Here is a 19,785-nt window from a genome sequence, read left to right on the forward strand (position 1 = left end):
GCTTTTAAAAAAAGGAGAACGTTACTTAAAGAAATCCACATTATCTTTGGCAAATTCATCAAAAGTTTTCGCACTCTTTCCAGTTATGTCTTCAACAACAGACGTAACTTGTGAAGCATGTCCTTCTCGAAAATATTTGTTAAGCTCTAATATTGCATTTATAAGCCAATCATTCATGCCAGCTTCTTTCATTCCGGACCTAGCATCTCCTTCAGATATGTTGACATATTCGATCTTTTTATTAGTAGCGTCAGACAGTATCTCGGCAATTTTATTATATGATAAAGCTTTTGGTCCGGTTATTGTAAATGCCTTATTACCGACTCTCTCCAAATCATCTTCAGTTAGTACTTTCACTGCAACAGCTGCAATATCACGAACATCAACAATACTCACTTCTGCGTTTTCCATCGGTAAGTAGAATGCATTAGTGTTCTTAATTACAGGACCGTGAAAAGTTATTAAATTCTGCATAAATTCATTTGGTCGAAGAAAGGTATACTCAATCCCTGATTCTTCTATAAGTTTTTCTACTTCTCTGTGGTGGCGCATCAATTCCACTTTTGGATTGTCATCGTCTGCACCCATTACTGATTGTTTCACTATATGTTTGACTCCTACTTTCTTTGCTTCATTGATCATATTGGACTCTTGTTTAACAGTATTAGGAGAAGGGTGTGTCAGAAGAAAAAGTCTATCGATATTACTAAAAGCGTTAGTCAAACTATCAGGTTCATTATAGTCTATTTGAATAAATTCTACACCTGGAAAATTTATCTTTTTTGCATTTTCAATTGAATGAACTGCTGCTCTAATTAAATGGTTAGTTGAATCATTAGATAGCTGTTTTATAACTTCACTCCCTAATGTCCCTGTAGCACCGGTTACGAGAATTGTTTCAGTCATTCTAAAATAACTAGAATAAATTATTTATAGGTTGACTTGATTTTGCCCCTATCTCTTATTCTTCAAAAACGTTGTAGTCTTCTATGAGTAAAAGGGTATTTTGTAGCATCTTTTGGGTCAATCGATCAAAGGTAGAAGAGAAATAGTAATTTGAAAACCTTGAGTGAATAACCTCTAGAAATTCCAAAACCATGTATAATTTGTATATGCTTTTGATTCCGTCTATACTTATGAAGTCTCTTATTGTCCTATTCTTAATGACTAATTCTGATTTTCAAGAATGTGTTTTTGAATGAATTGAGTAAATCAGAGGGAGAAAGCAGGATCCGTAAATGAATTGAGGGAGGTAGGGAGAGAACATAGTTGAATGACAACAAACAAGCAATGGGGAGAAAATTAAAACTACGAACACAAATGTCCATAGATGGTTATATAGCAGGACCAAATAATGAAATGGATTGAATGGTCTGGGATTGGGACGAAGAACTTACAGCATGAGTAACCCGGTTACATCTGCCAGTTGATACTATCCTTCTGGGAAGAAAAATGACTAATGAGTTTATTTCCTATTGGTCTGATGTGAAATCTCCAAACACAATTGATCCAGGTGTAATGAGTTTCATAGATTCTTCATACACTTCTTTAGCCTTTTTATCGCCTTCCATAGCCTTCATAACTTCCTCTACATGCTTGGCATCTCTGTAAGACAGTATTTCTAAATTTACATCTTCATCGTCATTAGCAGAAATGATTTTTGACAGATTTACAAAATCCGTCATATTTTCTCTTGTATTCAATCTATACAAGAATTTTGTCACGCCATGTTTTCTGAAAAAATCATCAGTTTCCTCGCCAATCTTTGCTAAAGCGCCCCGGTTCTTCTTTGGGGCACGAATAAAATAGATTTGGATTATACCGCTGAGATCTCTCTTTGCAAATTTGTCTGAAGTGCTCATGCAATTCAATTTAATTAGATCTTATATAAATGCCAAAGGGATCAAGAGTATACTACCATTATATTGTCATCATGATGAGTTGGTCTCATCAATGTTTATCGGTTTAATCTGATGCTATTTTTATTAAAGTCTCATACAAATGAGGGATAGGTTTAATATTTAATCATGAATACCTCCGTAAATGATGAATGATCGGGTAACTTTTGAATGACAATGAAAGTTTGTCATTTCCTTTTGATTTCGCAAAGTAGTTCATAAATTCAATTCAATATAGAACCGAATCCCAACAGAATCAAACAAGACATAAAAATTTGGTAATTGGATTTAATGCCAGTATCCGGACTAGTTAATCTTTGAAATGCGGGTTACGGGCAAATATGCCCTGCATCCGACCCGGCCCATATTTTTAACAGATCTTAAATTTGGCCCAAGCATTTCGTAAATTTTGTCTTTGATTTACCCTGCATCGTGGAGATTGCGACCTTAACTATATTAAGAGACTATAAAAAATTAGGGGTTATCAAAGCAATATGCAATAGACATGACGTCGTGAGCAGCAGTTGCTGTTAATTGTGCTGTCCAAGAATTATTCACAAGATCACCTTCACTGCTGAAAAATCTAATAGATCCTCCCCCCAGATTATAGATGTGACCTCCAGAAATAATCGAGTCTCCCGGATTGCAAAAAGCTTGAGATAGCGCTGGAACATTTAACGCCGCAGCAACGATGGGTCCATTTACCCTATATATTTTTCCGAATACTGATTGAGGTCCAGGCTCACCTTGTGGTCCAGGCGGTCCTGCTGGTCCTGTCTCTCCTTGAGGTCCCATAGGTCCTGTGGCTCCAGTTGCACCTGTTTCTCCCTGAGGTCCTTGTGGTCCTATGGGTCCTACGGCACCTTGTGGTCCCTGTGGTCCCTCAGGTCCCATAGGCCCTGTGGCTCCAGTGTCTCCTTTCTCTCCTTGAGGTCCTGCGGGTCCTGTCTCACCTGCGGGTCCTTGTTCTCCTGGTGCTCCTGGTGGTCCTGTCTCACCTGCTGGTCCTGCGGGTCCTGCTGGTCCTGTCTCACCTGCGGGTCCTGTCTCACCTGCGGGTCCGGTCTCACCCGCAGTACCACGTTCACCCTGTGGTCCAGGTAGACTCTCGGTACCATTCACGTTGCTTTCATTTTGACAATTTTGATATGGGAAGCAATATCTCAGATTAGGTAGACTCTCGGTACCATTCACGTTGCTTTCATTTTGACAATTTTGATATGGGAAGCAATATCTCAGATTAGGTAGACTCTCGGTACCATTCACGTTGCTTTCATTTTGACCTAAATTTCCACCCATACTTTTAGATGAAAGATTGCTGCAACTGTTCGATTGAGCATATACTGAATCAAATGGTGCTAAATTCAAAGGACCTAAGGTAATAATGATACCAATAGTAAGCATAACTTTAGAATCGAATTTCATAAAACCAAAAGTGTTAATTTAATTTTATAGGTATCAGAGAATTCATTATATCACTTTTTTATGCTAATTGTATTATAAAATCATTAAATAACAAATTAATAGCAAAAAAAAAATCATTACTATACTTATCTTTATCTGATTTACCTTTAATTAATATTAATGTTTTTCTTGTTTAAAGCAGGTCCTGTTCAGTTAGCGGTTCGTAATTCTCTGTTGTGATAGTCGACAAATAGATTCAACCAATTTTTTGTATGTTTTATCTTGCAATTCTTTAACCTGTAGGGAAAGTAATCATCAAAACTTTCAGTTCTGTCTTTAATGTATTGCATTGTTCTCTCAATAATGTTTTTTTCGTAGGAGGAACGAATATGATGTTTTAGTTTCAAGAATCGACAGGCTTGTAGATACCAGGTACCTCCATCTGTAGAAACTGGATGTTTTCCATGGTCTCTTACAATGTATGACAGAAACCTTTCAGCAACAAACATGTTTCTCTCTAGAGATTGAGTGTGCGAGTTTTCTATAATTTATCTAGAATTATGTTATCAACCTCTAGTAATCTTTTTTTGCTTCTGTTAGTAATCCTATTCTTTAACGTTTATACTTAATGGAAAAACTTTGAAATACGAGGGTAAAATACCTATTGGCTCTCCATCTACTGATACTGTAATGTTATTTTCAAGGTCGGTTAATAATGCAATAGATTGTGATTGACCATAATAAATTTCATCCTCATTATCAATAGCCTCTTCCCCCCTTCTTATATCTGCAAGTTTATCAAGTATTTTGAGTCCACCCGAATTTTTTACTATTATAGTATCGAGTAATCCATCATCCATTTCAGCTTTAGTTGCTGCGTTGAATCCTCCTCCCATAATACTGCCATTTGATACCATCGCCATCGTCATATTGGTCAAAAGCTTTTTTACGTTTGCATCATCGGTATCGTTGAAAAATTCAATCAATTCACAAACATTGCTTTGATAGGTTGGTATTGTCGCAAGTACTCCTGTAATGGTTGATAGCAGACGACTGCTAATTCTGTCTCTTACCATTTTAGACCTGTTTATTACTTCTGCTCCAATTCCTATTTCAGCTGCATTTAAAATAACCCTACTGACATAATCTCCTTTTTCTTCTTCTTCTTTGTCGTCTTTTCTATTGCGGACAATTGCTGTTATAATGTCGATTTTTTTGTAACTATCAGTTGAAGTAACAACCTTACAACATTCTTCGAAATCTGATGGCAATCCTAATGACTTTACTAAGATATTTCTCGTTCCACCTGGAAGGACTGTTAATATAGCTTCTGAATTAACATATTCTATATGAATAAATTTGGACAGATTTACATCAGCTGTTTTGTCCTGTAAATTAAATTCTTTATCATAACTTATTTTAAAAAATCCATTTGCAACTTCATTGAGCATGCCGTCCCCTCCGATAGGGATTATATTGGTATAACCTTTTTGGAGATATTCTCGAGTTAGAGTGGTACCATCGTTGGCTTTCTCTGTAAATATGTATTCGATGTCTTCTCCAAAATATTTTTTTAAAATAGCATGTTTAGAATCCCAATCTTTACCGGTTTGACCTCCGCTTGAATTTGGATTTACAATAACTATGGATTTTTTTTTAGTCATATAGAATGCCTTCTTTCTTTTAAAAGTCCAGATTGCCACTATATTTGTTTATAGGTCATACTCTAATATGATTGTCAAATAATCTCATAAGTAAATTTGAGATTGATTTACAACTCTTTTTCTATTTTAATTCAATGTATAATTCATACCGGACTTCATTTTTAGTCTTTACTACATCATATATCTTATAGACGGCAATGGATATAGAAATAGTATTTAAACAAATTACTGTTGCATCGATAAGAAAGAATCCCAAAAATCTTTACTTCAAAGAGGATATAAAATTGATGCTATGAGAATTGCAGTGATGGTTACCGGCCTGGGCCTATTTCTAATAATACATGTCATAACGTCAAACTACAAAAAAAGATATATACAATTGCAATAGATAAGGCAAATGCACTATAGCATCGCTATTGCTATGACTCTGTCTTTATCCCTTTTCATGGTATATTATTTTCCACAAGCATACGGTGTGTTCCATCGAGAGGATTTCATTATAACTGACATGGGATTAAAGAATGGCAATCCATTCATGACGGTCCAAGGTGAGGCAGGAAGATCGGTTTCAGTTGATATGGGGGATGAATCGTTTTATTCCTATACATTTGTTACTGATAAAGGCATATTCGCATCGAGTGTAGCATTGGGTGAAGACGAAAATTCTCCATATTATTCAGTCGATGGATTCGAGGTAGATAAATTTGAAATAGGAGCATGTCTTGAAGATAGAACCGCTACAGGTGAGCCGAAGTTTAGCGGCAAGACTGTTGAATTCATCCCAAGGGGGTTGGTTTTTGAGAATGTTTCAAAGGCATATGCTATCCAGGTGGTCTCAGATGACCCAGATGATGATTGTGAAAGTGGAAATCATATATACAAGATTTTTTCAAGCAAGTAATTCTAGCTTAATATTTTTTATGGGCACCACTCGATTATCTTTAATAATGTATATGATTAAACATACTGCTTTATACAATAAAACATGATCTTTAAAAAAGACTCAATCTAAATTCCACACACAGGGACAATGAAATATTTTGTTTAAAAACTTCCACGTGTCATTACAAGGACTGAAGAAACCAAAGTGGGATTTAGCAAACGCAGAAAAAACTGACCCAACAAAACTAATGGCCTATATTGTGACTAAAAACAGATTTCGAGAGATATATTCTGGAAGTTTTATTTCTAATAATCAATGATGAAATAGACGCCTTCAAGCTATAAGATTATCTTAAGTTAACAGAGCCCTTCTAGTACAAAGAAGGTATAAATAAAACATACTTAAGTAAATGGCAATGAGTACAAGAATCACTCTCTTGATAACGATCGCAGCAGCCACTCTTATAATATCGTTCTCACCACCCTTCAATGAGAAGTACATACTAATCAACCGAAATCAAGACTAAACTCTAATTATTGCCTAGGATTTTTATTCCTTCGTTCTTTTATATATTCAAAAAATAATGATGACAAGCCGCCAGCAAATCCCGCTCCTATCAATGTTATCATTGAACCATAGGCCAACCAAAAGTTTTTTAATTCTTCTTGAAAAGTTAGAGGCTCGATCACATTAATTGTGAAATTACCACTTTTGATTTCGTATCCTTTAGTATCGATAAATATAGGATATTTATTTTGAAATTCGATAAAATTCGAAGGAAAATTTGATCCGAATGAAATATTGGCCGTAACCGGAATAGAATGGGTCCCTAATTTAGCATCTTGTGGTGCACTAATTTCAATTTGGATGGGTTCTGTAGTTGACCCCCCGATCGTAGAATTAGTAAGATTATCGTTTTGATTTATTAATTCAATCTTAAGAGAGGTATAATTCTCAAAGTCCTGTAGATCGGTAATAGTAGATATCTTGCCACTACTTGATAAGATTTGCAGTCCTATAGTTTTTGTTTCACCCTTTCTTAACGTGATTTCTTCAGGCGATGTAGATATTGTGAATGAATCGCTAGGAATATTTATCCAATTAGTTAGATCTATTCCTATGGTCCCATCATCATATGAAACTAAATTATAAATCATCATCCTGTATGATGGGCTAACAGAAATCTTTTCCATATCTAGTGAAAAGTCTACATAATTGTTACTCTCTTCAAAACTGGTATAACCACTATAGTTTTGTTGAACATCTATTATTTTATATTGACCCAGAGAAGAATATTCAAGTAACAATTTGTTCCAATTTTGCAAATTTTTTGAATTAGTATTATTAATCCATTGGAGTTCTAACTGGTAATCAACGCCCTCTTTACCTGTTGAAGAATCTCTATCGCCATCTATTAATATTCCGTATGCCACAGAAGAGATATTCTTGATGTCATTATTTCTTAGTAGGTTATCACCGATCCACATTGTAGAATTTAATTGGTTTATTTTTTCAAAAAATGCAACCCTTTGTATATCTAGTGCCGACATAGAGAACGTATTTAATGACTTGTTTTGGACTATCGCTCCGGTTTCCAAACTTATTATCTTAACATCAGTTAACTCATCCATTATTTCTTTTCTTGGAAAGTCAGAATAAACGGAGGCAATAGATATTGAAATAGAATATAACAACAGGCACAAAATTAAACAAAAAACACCAGTTTTAAAATCTAAAGAACGTTGACAGCCACCGCATCTTCTGAACATATTTGGAGTTAATAAAAAAAGTTATTTGATTGTTACTTGTAACTTGACTCCACAATTTGACCCTGTATAATAATTAATAGAAAAGAAGCACTTATTATTTCAAGATTAACTATAGATAGGTTTAATCCAATATTAATTCTTCAACACTTCGGCTATAGGAGACAAGATGATTCGATTTTTGAATTAATCTTCTCAATACTCTAACACAAAAGTAAATAAGTCAAATTTGTTGGTCCTAAGCGAATTAAATAAATATTAAAATTGATGGGTTGTCTTAAGATACTAAATGCTATTTAATTACATTGCTTTATCATCTTTGTTTATTTTTTTGATTTCATTTCTAATCGGAGATACCTTCATGAACAACAGTTCAATCCTAGGAATTTCATTCCAGAAGGATTGCTGTTCGCCTCTCCTTTTATCACCTATGGCCTCTTCTGGAAATAATCTCTATATAGTATGGCCAGACAACAAGACTGGAAATTGGGAATTATTTTTTACTAGGAGCGTAGATGGAGGATATACTTTTGAGAAACCAATTAACATAAGCAATAACACTTCCTTTTCAGCCAATGCTACTATAATATCGCACGAAGATCATGTTTCCATCACATGGTGGGATAATAAAACCGGGGAAATAGAACCGTTTGTAAGATCAAGTCATAATAGCGGTGAGAGTTTTAATAGCGCTCTAATGTTAAACACTTCTTTCATAGGGTAGAACTTTCAAGATATAGTTAGAATGACGTCATGAAATTAGTAATATTTACTAAAAATGTATGTGAATTCTGAGATTAGGCAACCAAAAAGTGTCTTCATTCGATTGTTAATCAAGATAATTTCATGCAGTTTTGGTGAAGGCTTTAAGTCATGAAGTCATTAAAGTAGTTGGGAATCCATGAATGATTATGAATATTATGATGACGTGACAGTATCCTGTGAAAAATGTGGTAATAATGACAAGGCCCATTTATGGTTTGATAAAAAAGAGCAGGTGTATTTGATTAGTTGTGATAATTGTGGTGTAAATGAGAAGAAGATGGTAAAGGCTGCACAGGCTGCTGAGAACAAACAGGTGTTTTGTTGTGAAAGTTTTAAAGATTTCTTAAATCAAGAATTATATATTGATGAAAATCCGCGAGTGTTTGAGGTTATGAGAAAACTTTTCTACTATTTTGAAGGTGGTCCTAATCCAATTGTTGAACAGATAAAGTTTTGTCCTTTCTGTGGGGTTAAATTGGATTTTGTTGTTGGGATGGCTGGATAGCCAGATGATAAAGTTTTGTTTCAAACAATATCATAAATTGTTGTAAGAGCTTTGAGTATGATTGAAAGCCAACATATCTTGATATTTAACTTTGGTTTTTCTCTAATGCATCCACCATTTTTCTAGTTGTATTCAGATTGTTTAAGTTAAACTTGAAGTATTTCGAATCTTGCCCTTGAGTTTTCAGAACTATTAGCCTATTCAGTTATCAGAATCATGCAAATTGACTTACATACTATCTGTATTTACTACAATGCATAGTAAAGAGATAAATTCCCTTGTATGATTATTACCATTTCATACGGAATAGCTGAAAGAAAAAAGACCGCCTAGCACCCTTAGACATGAATCATCCAACTCAATTAAACGGCCTGGAAGTAGTCGCCCCCCCCCCCCATTCTCTTTGGAAACATGATATTACATCCTATTACTAGTAAATTATGTAGCTTAGTCAAACTTTTGTGTTATCGGATCACATTTGGAATATCGATCTAAAAGTAGCGGGCGATAATTATAAAAACAGAATTTGTTCCTCTTGATAGACTAGAAAGGTGATAATCAATTAAGAGATAAAGAATTGAACTAACTCGGGTTTCTTTGCAGGAGTGTTTATCCCAAATATGTACTGATTATAGTCATCACCATAGTCAAGATTTACCTCAAATTCAGTCCCCACTGGAATATCACTTGATTTGAATGTAAATATCTTTGAAACAGTTTGTCCCCCTGGGAAATAGATATCATATGCCGGTTTAAAGATATTGTCAGGATAATTACCCACGTTGATTGTGATTCCACCGTATGTGTCCATCGGTGACTGGTTTGTAACTTCAACAATGACCTTGAAAGTACCTATTGTATTTGATGGTGGCTGGTTGCTTCCATTAGAACATATTTCAAATCCACCATTATATCCGCTCATAAATTCTGGTGTGTGATAGTTTGGGCCTTTTCCTGCTTGATTTATGTATCTCTTTGAAGGATCAGATATTTTTGCATCAGAACACCCATGAGTGTATCCCGAACTGTAAGCGAGAGTATTCGATCCACTGTTACCATCATCATCTGCTTTGCAGTCCACAAGGTTAGGATAGGTCCTGCACAGATCATCTTTATACCCACAAGTTTTCATGTCAGGTCTAAAAATCATCCCGGATGGACAGCCTTCGGAATTTGGGATGCAGCGTCCTGTTTCATCATCATCAACCGTGTGATAATCTTCAGGACAGCCCCCTCTTGGAAAACACTGACCATCCTCATTCATAGCAAAGCCGTCAGGACAATTACCGTTTTCATCTGGAGCACATTTAGACAATGAAGGATCAAACAAGCAATCTCTATCAGGTTGTGAATCAGAGGTTCCTTCTTCTGCCGGGTTTATATCATTAATGGTGTTTTGTTCGTCATTTTTAATATTCGAACCAGAAATAGATGCATTTTCAGATTTCAATTGATCAGTATTTTCTTCATTTTTGTCAGGTAAAGGAGGATTATCTGAGAGGATTTGTGCTGCGCTTTCTGGTGAAGAACTGGTTTCATTAGATTGCCCATACGCACTAAGACTTGGAGTGACTGATCCCACAATAAGCGTAAAAATTAATAAAAAAATCGCAAGTTCAGTATAAATACATTGTATTTTTTTTCCTTTCACCCTATCGTAATCAATATATTGATACATATCATTGATTTTTATCAATATTTAACAGTAGGAATTGTAATTCTAAAACATTTTTATATATTCTTCTAGTAGTATTTTAACGAAGAATTTGTTGCACTATTGTTAAACGAGTTGATGAATTTAACTAGGGCCACCAACGACATTTTTCCCTTGAAATGTTCTATATATTGGATATGATGTTGTTGAAAGAAAAAGCACCCATAATATTTAGAGTAATATTATTGGAACCATCCTTGATAAACGTTACTAAGTATATTTTACATGGTGGGGGTCGTTGGTTCGCATCTGACCTCGCCCCTATCCGTTGTTTTTAATCTGCGATAAGATACAAAACAATGCGATGATCATCATATGTTCGACATGATAGTAGTTTCAGGGGGAGCCCTTTTAAATCCTTCTCAGATCAGGTACTATGACATTAATTTGACTATCATAATCAACTATGTTTAATTATTTGTATACATCTAATCAATGAATCACAATTTTGTGGTGATGGCCAAACGGAAACTTCTGTTTGAATCAATTGGCTCCTAACTAACCAATTTTTCCTTTGATATAAGTCAGGGTATATGCTAAACCACCACAGATAACACCTATGCTTAATATTCCTATGGAAAGGGCTATTGGAGTAGTTAGTGCGTTTAATACGTCGACATTCTGAGGACCTATCTTTCCTTCGGTAAAGACAGTCAATACACCAGACCCTGATAATCCTGCAAATATCATGAGCAAGGTTGTCAAGGGACCTCCAATATTCATACCGATCAGATGAATCCATGCCAATACATTTAACATCCCAGAAATCTGGCGCCTAAGATTGACCTCTAAGTGAATGTAAAAAATGGCGGTAACTGCTATGGCAACTATAAATATAAGATAAAACACTATCCCAAGGAAAAACCATTTTGCAGGGCCTTCAAAGGATAAAGATAGAAACTGTATCATGTCAAAGTTATTTGCAAAAATAAATTGGGACATTACCATTGATAACGCAAGTGAAGTCATTATCCCTCCTTGAATTATAGCGGTAATGATGAATCGATTACCCCATTTTGTCTTATGTATATCATTTGTCATAAGACATTGTTACCTTTGGAAGTTATTATATGTTAAATTCTACTGAGCCGCAATTTAAAATAACAAATCCTATCTCCTCCATGCTCTTTATTGATTTATAAATAAAAATTGAATCCATCTATTGTGTTAAATTTGTTTCACAAACCTCGGGCCCCATTAAAGGGAGTACACTATTTCTGATAAATAATTGATATAGGAAAGTTAGTCTGATTTACTTGTCATATCATCTAATTGGTCTAATAAGCTACTGACTATATCTAATTCAGATGTTGCCTCAACGACATTTCCATCGTTTAGTGCAGTCCTTGCATCATCTACATGTTGTTGTACCTCATCTAAGCAAATGGGAGGACAATATGATACACTAGCAGATGCGCTAGAAAAACCATCTGATACCATGCTACCGCTTGATAAAATGACCGTGGATATTATAGCTAAAAAGACAAATGAATGTTTATTCATTGAAATTTAATTACTTTGGTAAATTTATACATTGGTTATGATTCAACAATTATAAAGCTTGAGAGGATTTTTAGGTGAAATTTATTGAAGAGATTGATCCTATATTTTATACTTTCACAAACCTATACATTGAAAAATGTGAATTAATTCCCTGCATGATATGACTTTATCTTTCGAGTAAAAGTAAAAAGTTAGCACTATTATGTTATTTTAGCACTAGTTTATATATTATATCGGCATTGCTAGTGATATGAACAAGAAATTAATAACAAAGGGTTTGATATCTGGTACAGTAATGTTTACAGGTATAGGAATTGTATTTCCTGAACTATCGGTCGGAATAGGCAGTATGATAATTGGAGGGACATCGATTGGATTCGCGTTGCAAGTTTTGAAGGAATCTGCAAGAAGAAAGATAGACAAGATGATCTTAGAGGAGCTTAGATAAAGACATTCCAACCAATAGTAATTCTTGTACCTAATCCAATGGCAAAACATTTTAACTTTTTTTATTTGATCATTTTCTTGATTAATGTTACTACTGTATCAATTTAACTTATATTCTGATTATTTTTTTATCACTTGGTCGTTGTTTTGATGATCATGTAAAATGATTCAAATTTGTTATCAGCTTTCTATTCAAATAATTAATTGGTCGATTGTATTTTAACTTATTGAATAGAATAATATAAGACTACTTTGGTCTGCTTTGATTTCTTTGGCGACGTTTAATATGTCAAAATAGCCATAATTTTAGCTCTCAAGGTTAGTAAATTCTCTTTATCAATAGCAAAACCATGGGTTATTATCTTCCCATCATCTTGATAGATGTACTTAGCAATAGAATACATATTTTCATACCATGATTTGCCCTCATGTTTTTTAAATAAATCTGTAACTGTTACTTCTGCCTTATCGACCATGTTCTGTTGATGTCAAATCCCAATTACTAAATTATTAAGATTTCACAATTAAAAAAAATTTCTGCTCACCGAAAGAATTTAATTTGAATCAGTAATTAGAACGAGGTTTAACTGCAATACACCTCCTATTTCAGTGGAGCTAAATCCATTGACAAAAGATAGATGGATCAAGCGATGACTTCACAAATGTCTCATAACCTGATGTTGACCTTCCCCAAAAAATAAGTTATGTTACCATTAAAAATACTAGTATAATCATCATATTTAAAGTGTGATTTAATAATAATGCCCATTACAATGAACCTGAATAGAGACCTAAAAAAAGAAGTTTTAACTCTTACCGAATACTTGATCCATTGTAACTACCTTAAACCCCTTTTCGTGTAAATAGTTCATTTCCGATTCAAATAAATCAAGGCTTGTGCTTTGTGTATCTTTTATGTCTCCAATTTTATGATAAATTATTATCGGCAAGTGACTGTTTTTTCCATCTCTTTTACTATACTCGGCTACATATTCTTTAAATTTTTGTAACATTTCTGAGTCAGAGTAGAAGTGTTCTTTTTTTTCCGCGTCGTGACTCCAACCAACTATGGTATAACGTTTAACACTTTCATCATTTTCATATCTAATCTTATTACCCGGGTCCCCTCCTGCAGTTCTTGCAAATTCATAATTGCTTGAAACAAGATCTAAAATTTCTGAATTGTCATCTCCAGAATTAAATGGATAGGAAAAACTATTCACTTTTATTCCTCTATCCTCTATACATTTCTTTGACTGAATTATTTCATTATGCGCAACACCCGTCATTATATTGTCCAAATTTGCATGACTCATGGAATGAGAACCAATCTCATGTCCTTCAGTGTACAGATTCTGTAATTCATTCCAGCTTATTCTGTTCTTCTTATCCATATAATCGCAAACTACATAGAACGTTGCCTTGAATTCAAACTTATCTAGGATTGGTTTTGCATATTGATATTGGCTTTTCCAGTTGTCATCGAAATTAATTATTGCTATTTTGTTATCATTCAAATTTGGATTTAGAGACAGTTCCCCAGGTTCTGTTTTTATGCTGTCGAGTTTCATTTGACGATTAACAGAATCATCCGTTTTTTCACTAAAATGAGGACTAGTAGAGTTCAATAAACGACTGCTTGTCTCTACCATTTCATTTGTCTTTTGATCCAGATGTTCATTATTTTGTATATGATCTGGTTGAGTTTCAACTGTCATATCTGTTCGTCCATTCTCTGATAAGTTAAGATCATTTAGTTCCTTAGTAGAATTTGTAACTTCATCTAAGTTAGAATAATCCATAGTCAAATCAGAAAATGATCCAAAATTAAAAGGCACTGAATAGTCCATTTCTTCAGGAAGAGAAAAGCCCGATGCATCGTTAATTACTATAGTAATAGCGAAGATCGTTAACGATATTATAATGCCATGAAGTGAAATTAGAATAATTCCCAATATCTATCATAATATTGATTATCTGATTGCTAATATGGCTAAGGAAAAATTTCATCAGCACTTTCAACAGGATCATTTCTCATAAATTTTATAGTGTATCAACTTCTATAAGATTTCTTAGATGCATAGTCATCATTTAAAAGATCTACTACATTGATTACTTACAATTAGACCCTAAGGAATTTAAGAAAAGGCCATACAGCTCGAACTCATCTTGTATGTGTATTATATTTGGATTAATTTCTTTTACTAATTTCAATAACACTTCGGAATTACATTTGTTGTTATACGAATACTACCGTAATCTCCAGAGCCATCAGAACTGGATATAACAACAACGTCTAAATTATTTGAGTGTAAGGATTTGACCAAGTTATGGGAATAGCGACCAACTCCACCTTACATCAGAGGTTATTCGGTACAAACCATTAAAATTTTCAAGAAAAATCATTCACTCTGTATTATTTACACTCTATAAAGTATATCATTTTTAAAATAGATTTACTGGACTCTCGACCAAAGATCTTTTTTAATAAGGTTGGACAAACATGTAATATTTTGATTAGAACCTAGTCTAGTTTTGCATCGACATTATTCTTTTGATTCTTGTTATAGAATCTAACTAGCGCTGATTAGGGACGCCTGGGTGTTTGGCTGATACTATAAAAAGTTTGTTTCCTAAGATATAACAATGAAGACCTTCATTAACATTAGTATTCCAGTAATCCTAACCATTAGTTTGGTATTATTACTAAATATGGGAAGCTCCAACATTTACGGACAATTTATGGCACAGACAAACCAAACTAATCAGACAAGTGGACAAAATACTACTGAACAAGCTCAACAACAATTAGATCAGGCTAACCAACAAATGCAACAAGCTGAGCAACAAAAACAACAAGCTGAGCAACAATTACAACAATCAAACCAAACTCAATCACAACAAGGCAATCAATCTAAACAACAAGACGCAGAAATGAATGAAAAACTACTTAATTATACAAATGACGCTATTTTAGCTTTAAATGAGGACAATACAACCGCCGCTCAAGATAACCTAGTACAAATTCAAAATGCATTAATCAACGCCAGTGGTAAACAAGTAGTAGTAGTCCCAGCTCCAGCTGTATCATCACCATCCGATGATGATGAAGATTCGGACTAATTTTTTTATTTTATTTTATAGCTTTAATTAGTCGCCCATTATTTAAAAACCGTTTACTCATTATTGAGACTCGAATATTTTGTCCGCAATAATTAAAGCATGCTGTGTTTGAATTAGAGCTTACTAATTAGCTAACATACAGTAATCCAGAAGAATAGCAGACTAAGAAGAACAATTTATCTCATTTCAAGAAATCTAATACGGCTTCTATAAACTACATATTATAAATGAAATATTGATAGAAATAGAGATTTATTACATAGTAGTGGTAAGCGAAAATTAAAAGTTGTATTCAGTATACAGGTCATTATGATATTCAAAAATTCCTCCAAATAAGAGTTATATCACTACGCTAGGAATGCAGTTAACCAATGCTAGATACACCACTGTTATTTCTTTCATTCCCAGTATTCCAAGGAGTTATAATCGATGAACCATTTTCTGTAGATGTTATTTTGGAACCAGAGGAGGAATTATTTTTAAATAAATCAGATTGTGCATTGGCAAACAATGTCCATGCCGACATTGTTGCCAAAATGATAATTATCGAGGTGAAAGATATTACAAAGATTAATCTATCGTTCATAGTATAATTGCTTAAAGAATATCTTTTATAAGCCGGTATATTATTCAAAGTCAATCCGGCAATCCAATAAGATGAATGGCTGGAGTATTTATTTTTGTTAAGATGAAAAGATTTTACAAAATTGAACAAATATATTCATGCCACGGAAAGATCAAACAACCAGGAAATAACCAGTGCAGAAAAGACTAGGAAATGAAAGAGAATACATTTGATATATGTTATAATAGATTCAAAGGTTTTCCTCAATTATTATCTTAATCATGATTAAATATTTACCGAATCGATCTTAATCCAGAATAGAAATTAATATGATAATTGATCCCATACCTCATGGTTCGAAGCCTCTTCTCGAATCCAAGTCAGCATGCTCCTTTTTTGTTTCCAACTTGCAAATTCATAGAATTAAACTAGTCTAAGCATCTTTATTGGATTTATTGTTTAGTGCGATTACATGCGGTTATGATCTGTATCCGACCCAGCCTACTGAATAATTATGAACAAATCCAAATAATGAATTGTTTAATGTTAGATAAGTAAAATCGTTCAGGAAGTATAGGTAAAATTTATTAGGAGATACTAGGACTTAAACCAAAAAGAATTGGAACGTCTTTTATGTAAAAGTCACTCATCAAAATAGAGTTGAATTTATTTTACAGGATAGATCAATTTTGTTGGACCAAATGGACTATACTTTGGGTCAGCTGTAGCTCCATGTAATGCATCATCATCATATTTATCATGTGCTTGTTGAGTTTGATTTTCTCTTATAGCTATCTCTTCCAAAGCTCTTTCCGGTGTTAACCCAAATATCTTTTGCATGATTCCATTAAATCCTCCTTTGTGCTCCCATTTACCGTCATAATTTCCATAATAACCCTCTTGGATTATCTTTACATGACCCATTTCATGATTGGCCAATGCCAACCTGAATCGGTCCCATTCTCTACTTTCTGCCGGATTTAGTTGCGCTTGAGGATTACCGGGAAAGACTATGTTAATGTCAATTATCAATTGGGAATTACAGTCAATTGTATTTTGTTCCGATAGATTGCCTTTCAATTCAGGCGGATCGGATATTGTACCGGCCCAAAATATTTCGCCACTTCTTTCATCAGTGAGTATATCTTTGTAAGTCGCTAAATACCATGATTCAACGGCGGGTAAATCTTTCAATATGTTTCCCGGTCTAGGAAAAGGTAGAAGATCTATATCGCCATTGTAGAATTCAAATTGTTTATTACCACAATCTGGTTTAACTTGTATATGTGCCGTATTGATTGGACTATTAAAACATGCCATTAGATAAGGAGGACGGTCCAAGACTTTCGTTTGAAATGATGCTTCATAAAACCCTGCTTTCATAGGGAGAAAATAGAATATACCCCTCGTGGGATTTCCTGTACCAGAAGTAAATTCAGCACCTCGAGGACCGTTAGTCATAATACAAGTAACTATTGTATTTGGATCTATTCCTTCACAACGAACAGGAATTGTAACTGGTTCACCTTCTTTCACACAAAAGTTTGACTCGCAGATCTCGTCAACTGCTAAAGCAGCAAATTCTGTCTTGTTTTCAAAAGAAATTTGGGGCTTACCTTCATCTTCGCTACTTTCACTTTTCTCGGGATTATTGACATCTTGATTTGACTTCAACATATCACCGATCTGAGGGATATTCTCTAAACCACTTATCCCTGGTAAATTTTCATGTTGTATATCAGGTATAAGGGAGGCGTAAGTGACCTTCACAAAAAATAATGGAATTAAAATTAGGAAAGAGAACCCTAATGGATAAACCTCATCGCATTTTAAATATTTTTTTAATTTCACTTGGAATTTATGTGGATTATTGGCCCATTTATGCACTATTTAATTCTCATATACTATATCTTATTATTATATTATACAAAAAAAAGTGCTTGCTTGTATCCTCTACTAATAGATTTGTGGGAATCAAGAGATTAAAGCGATTGATTTCAGACTCGCTTCATTCAGAAATTCTAGCGATAATCGTTTTATGTTAAACGATTAAAGTTTAAAAACAAGTGATTACGATATGTTAAACTAATCATTAATAATAAAAAAGTTTAGACTACTTCTAAATTGGTATTACTATTCTTGTCAAATAACATTCTATTGCTATAAATATTGTCTCCTTGAGTAAGGCACCAGGAGAGGCATTCGAATCCCATTCGCTGCCAGTCATTATTGATAAATGAACAAAAATCAAATTCAGTTTTTGTGTTAAATTTGTTTCACAAATCTATGCCCCAAACCTTTAATTCGATAACCGCAAATTTGTACCGTTAACAATATAAATTCGACCCGACCCACTTCAAAATTATAGGATAAATCATACCTTTACTTGTCAACGTTTAATTATAACTACCTCACGTGGAATCAAATCCGAGACCTTCCTTATGCACTTGTTTCTTTGTAATTAATTTCAAGAACAAAGCAAACTAATTTCAGAAAATAATAGATGAAATTAGCTATTTTGGCATTTTTGAAAATGCTTCTTCTGCTGCCTTTTTCATTTCTTCTTTAGTAAGATCCTTGATGTGTGTTGCTATTGACCAAACATGTCCAAATGGATCTTGGATGATTCCATGTCTATCTCCCCAGAACTGATCTTTAACTGAATCTAAGGATTTTCCTCCTTCAGCAATTGCAAGATTAAATGTCTTGTCTACATCTTCAACGTATAAAAACAAGGAAACCGGACTCCCACCAATAGTTGGTGGTGAAAGACATTTCATTTCTGGAAATTCATCGGATAACATAATTTTTGAATCGCCAATTGTGAGCTCTGCATGAGCTACCGATTTGTTATCGGGCATCATCATGGTTCCGTTATCTGTAGCTTGAAATACTTTCTTATAGTACTGTATTGCCTTTAGTCCATCCTTTACAACCAGCGTGGGAGTAATTGTGTGATATCCTTTAGGGATCTTTTTCACTTGACTCATAGTTACTTCTAATTATTAGTTGAATTTATTATAGCTGGTCAAACAATGTTCACACTAGCTATAGTAATAAATTGATTATAATAGTATATGATATGATCTAACAATTATACACTGGGTAATATAAGTTCGTGTATCTTGATCTTTTAACGCCCATACATTAGAAATAGATAATAGAACTGCCATCGATGATCATTCTCTTAATATACACTTGACTGAATAAAGCTAATCGTTCTTGATCTTACTATTCAGATGAACGGTTTTATTTGAATCATGATCAGTTTTGTATTCTATTTTGACCTCCAATTCTATTCTAAGAACAAAAACTGAAGTTTATTGATAATTCTATTATTTATACTTCTTTCAAATATGTGTCATATTAAACAGGGGAAACCTGGAGTCATAAAGTCTCACAATGTCAAATGATCATTTACTCAACAAAAATAAGGGTAAGGGCATTGATATATCAACTTTGATCGAAGAAGGCTAATTCGCTTAACTTCATTAATAGCACCGTGGCCTCATCCTGTTGTCGGAGGCTAGTCCTTAACCAATCAAAGC

The 19,785-nt window shown here is 34.0% G+C and carries 19 protein-coding genes; 5 read left to right on the forward strand and 14 right to left on the reverse strand.

What is annotated here, in order from left to right:
- Positions 1-21: 21 nt before the first annotated feature.
- The 5 genes from AB0A59_RS11300 to AB0A59_RS11320 form a co-directional block, all read right to left on the reverse strand.
- The gene (locus AB0A59_RS11300) at positions 22-906 is read right to left on the reverse strand and encodes an SDR family oxidoreductase (protein ID WP_458743856.1); all 885 of its coding nucleotides are present in this window, start codon (positions 904-906) and stop codon (positions 22-24) included.
- Between the two features lie 566 nt (positions 907-1,472).
- Positions 1,473-1,862 (reverse strand): DUF1428 family protein, encoded by a 390-nt coding sequence (locus AB0A59_RS11305; RefSeq protein WP_458743858.1) that lies wholly within the window; start codon positions 1,860-1,862, stop codon positions 1,473-1,475.
- Positions 1,863-2,372: 510 nt separating this feature from the next.
- Positions 2,373-3,323: a hypothetical protein gene (locus AB0A59_RS11310; protein ID WP_458743860.1), complete on the reverse strand. Its 951-nt coding sequence runs from the start codon at positions 3,321-3,323 to the stop codon at positions 2,373-2,375.
- A gap of 188 nt (positions 3,324-3,511) precedes the next feature.
- Entirely contained in the window at positions 3,512-3,811 is a 300-nt protein-coding gene (locus AB0A59_RS11315) for a hypothetical protein (protein ID WP_458743862.1), read from the reverse strand.
- A gap of 96 nt (positions 3,812-3,907) precedes the next feature.
- Entirely contained in the window at positions 3,908-4,966 is a 1,059-nt protein-coding gene (locus AB0A59_RS11320) for a diacylglycerol/lipid kinase family protein (RefSeq protein ID WP_458743864.1), read from the reverse strand.
- A 397-nt stretch (positions 4,967-5,363) separates the two neighbouring features.
- Here AB0A59_RS11320 and AB0A59_RS11325 point away from each other — a divergent pair, with 397 nt between their 5' ends.
- Positions 5,364-5,867 carry a hypothetical protein gene (locus tag AB0A59_RS11325; RefSeq protein WP_458743866.1) on the forward strand — a complete coding sequence of 168 codons (504 nt, stop codon included), beginning with the start codon at positions 5,364-5,366 and terminating at the stop codon, positions 5,865-5,867.
- 515 nt (positions 5,868-6,382) lie between these two features.
- Here AB0A59_RS11325 and AB0A59_RS11330 read toward each other — a convergent pair.
- Positions 6,383-7,552, reverse strand: a complete 1,170-nt coding sequence (locus AB0A59_RS11330) for a COG1470 family protein (protein WP_458743868.1) — start codon at positions 7,550-7,552, stop codon at positions 6,383-6,385.
- Positions 7,553-7,976: 424 nt separating this feature from the next.
- On the opposite strand from AB0A59_RS11330, the gene AB0A59_RS11335 reads away from it, so the two are divergent.
- Both AB0A59_RS11335 and AB0A59_RS11340 read left to right on the forward strand, forming a co-directional pair.
- Complete coding sequence (locus tag AB0A59_RS11335; RefSeq protein ID WP_458743869.1) at positions 7,977-8,339, forward strand: hypothetical protein; 363 nt, start codon at positions 7,977-7,979, stop codon at positions 8,337-8,339.
- Between the two features lie 177 nt (positions 8,340-8,516).
- A complete protein-coding gene (locus AB0A59_RS11340) occupies positions 8,517-8,885 on the forward strand; it encodes a hypothetical protein (protein ID WP_458743871.1) in 369 nt (122 codons plus the stop codon).
- A 562-nt stretch (positions 8,886-9,447) separates the two neighbouring features.
- Here the strand turns inward: AB0A59_RS11340 and AB0A59_RS11345 are convergent.
- The 3 genes from AB0A59_RS11345 to AB0A59_RS11355 form a co-directional block, all read right to left on the reverse strand.
- Positions 9,448-10,581: a hypothetical protein gene (locus AB0A59_RS11345; protein ID WP_458743873.1), complete on the reverse strand. Its 1,134-nt coding sequence runs from the start codon at positions 10,579-10,581 to the stop codon at positions 9,448-9,450.
- 516 nt (positions 10,582-11,097) lie between these two features.
- Positions 11,098-11,640, reverse strand: coding sequence for a hypothetical protein (locus AB0A59_RS11350; RefSeq protein WP_458743875.1), 543 nt, complete (start codon positions 11,638-11,640; stop codon positions 11,098-11,100).
- 201 nt (positions 11,641-11,841) lie between these two features.
- Positions 11,842-12,102 (reverse strand): hypothetical protein, encoded by a 261-nt coding sequence (locus AB0A59_RS11355; protein ID WP_458743877.1) that lies wholly within the window; start codon positions 12,100-12,102, stop codon positions 11,842-11,844.
- Between the two features lie 250 nt (positions 12,103-12,352).
- On the opposite strand from AB0A59_RS11355, the gene AB0A59_RS11360 reads away from it, so the two are divergent.
- Positions 12,353-12,550: a hypothetical protein gene (locus AB0A59_RS11360; RefSeq protein WP_458743878.1), complete on the forward strand. Its 198-nt coding sequence runs from the start codon at positions 12,353-12,355 to the stop codon at positions 12,548-12,550.
- Between the two features lie 280 nt (positions 12,551-12,830).
- On the opposite strand, the gene AB0A59_RS11365 is transcribed toward AB0A59_RS11360, so the two are convergent.
- Positions 12,831-13,025 carry a hypothetical protein gene (locus tag AB0A59_RS11365; RefSeq protein WP_458743880.1) on the reverse strand — a complete coding sequence of 65 codons (195 nt, stop codon included), beginning with the start codon at positions 13,023-13,025 and terminating at the stop codon, positions 12,831-12,833.
- Positions 13,026-13,355: 330 nt separating this feature from the next.
- The gene (locus tag AB0A59_RS11370) at positions 13,356-14,504 is read right to left on the reverse strand and encodes a polysaccharide deacetylase family protein (RefSeq protein ID WP_458743882.1); all 1,149 of its coding nucleotides are present in this window, start codon (positions 14,502-14,504) and stop codon (positions 13,356-13,358) included.
- A 691-nt stretch (positions 14,505-15,195) separates the two neighbouring features.
- Here AB0A59_RS11370 and AB0A59_RS11375 point away from each other — a divergent pair.
- Positions 15,196-15,672 carry a hypothetical protein gene (locus AB0A59_RS11375; protein ID WP_458743884.1) on the forward strand — a complete coding sequence of 159 codons (477 nt, stop codon included), beginning with the start codon at positions 15,196-15,198 and terminating at the stop codon, positions 15,670-15,672.
- Positions 15,673-16,036: 364 nt separating this feature from the next.
- Here the strand turns inward: AB0A59_RS11375 and AB0A59_RS11380 are convergent, their stop codons facing one another.
- The 3 genes from AB0A59_RS11380 to AB0A59_RS11390 form a co-directional block, all read right to left on the reverse strand.
- Positions 16,037-16,258, reverse strand: coding sequence for a hypothetical protein (locus AB0A59_RS11380; protein ID WP_458743886.1), 222 nt, complete (start codon positions 16,256-16,258; stop codon positions 16,037-16,039).
- Between the two features lie 645 nt (positions 16,259-16,903).
- On the reverse strand, positions 16,904-18,124 hold the full coding sequence (locus AB0A59_RS11385) for a hypothetical protein (RefSeq protein ID WP_458743887.1): 1,221 nt from the start codon (positions 18,122-18,124) through the stop codon (positions 16,904-16,906).
- 626 nt (positions 18,125-18,750) lie between these two features.
- Entirely contained in the window at positions 18,751-19,227 is a 477-nt protein-coding gene (locus AB0A59_RS11390) for a VOC family protein (protein ID WP_458743889.1), read from the reverse strand.
- Between the last annotated feature and the right edge of the window lie 558 nt (positions 19,228-19,785).

Source organism: Candidatus Nitrosocosmicus sp. T (assembly GCF_054408485.1).